We start from the raw sequence: 1,101 nt of genomic DNA, 5'->3' as shown, positions 1-1,101 counted from the left end.
TGAGCGAAGGAGCGACTGCCATTTCCTGCCTTGAGAGCTACTTTGGCGCGGTGCCTGATCCACGCGCGCCCAACGCCACGCACCGGCTTGGCGACCTGATCGTGATGATGATCGCAGCAAGCCTGTGCGGCGCCAGCAATGCGACGGAATTTGCCCTGTTCGCGCAGGAGCGCAAGCAGGCGCTGTCGCGGCTGATCGACTATGACGCAGCCCCCAGCCACGACACCTTCTCGCGGCTGCTGCGCCTGCTCGACCCGGAAGCCTTCGGTCGCGCCTTTGCTGCCTTTGCCGCAGCTTTCGCCCGAGCCAGCCGAGAGACGCCCGAGGTGGTGTCGCTTGACGGCAAGGCTTTGCGGCGGGCCTACGAGAAGGGCTTGGCAGCCAGTCCGCCGTTGACGGTGTCGGCCTTCGCCGCCGAGACCCGGCTGTGCCTGGCGGCAGTCTCGCCGAGCGATGGTGAGAACGAAGTCGAGGCCGCGCTCAAGGTCGTCGAACTCATTGATCTTACGGGCAGATTGGTCACCGCCGATGCGCTCCACTGCCACACCCGCATGGCTGCGGCCATTACCCAAAGAGGTGGCGATTACCTGCTTGCGCTGAAGGGCAACCGTCGTCATTGGCTGCGCCGCGCCAACCTGCAACTGGCCGACGCCACCCCTTCCATTGCCGAGCGCACCGAGACCAGCCACGGCCGCAACGAGTGGCGGCAGGCCGAGATCGTGGCGGCGGCCGAGCCGCTGATGCCTGGCCACCAGGCCTTCATCCGCATCACCAGCCGGCGCGATCAGGCCAGACCTTTGATGCGCCTGTTCATGGCCTCCACGCTCATGTCGCCGCAGCGGGCGCTCGACCTCACCAGAGCTCATTGGCAGATCGAGAACGGCCTGCATTGGATGCTCGATGTCCATCTCGATGAGGATCTCAGCCGTGCCCGCAAGGACAATGCTCCCGCCAACACAGCCCTTCTCAATCGCCTCGCCAGAAACATCCTTCAGGCCGCCGATGCTGCCAAAGTTCCCATCAGCCATCGCATCAAGAAATGCGCCTGGAACGACGACTATCTCATCAATGCCATCACTCATATGCGATAGCCCTGCCCTC

The 1,101-nt window shown here is 64.2% G+C and carries 1 protein-coding gene; it reads left to right on the top strand.

Annotation, left to right across the window (positions count from 1 at the left end; all coding sequences use genetic code 11):
* The coding region (locus tag NKG95_RS34140) for an ISAs1 family transposase (RefSeq protein WP_352885610.1) at positions 1-1,091 on the top strand (1,091 nt) is incomplete at its 5' end.
* Positions 1,092-1,101: the final 10 nt, after the last annotated feature.

Source organism: Mesorhizobium sp. M1423 (assembly GCF_040317575.1).
Lineage (GTDB): Bacteria > Pseudomonadota > Alphaproteobacteria > Rhizobiales > Rhizobiaceae > Mesorhizobium.
This window is presented reverse-complemented; position numbering and strand designations above follow the sequence as displayed.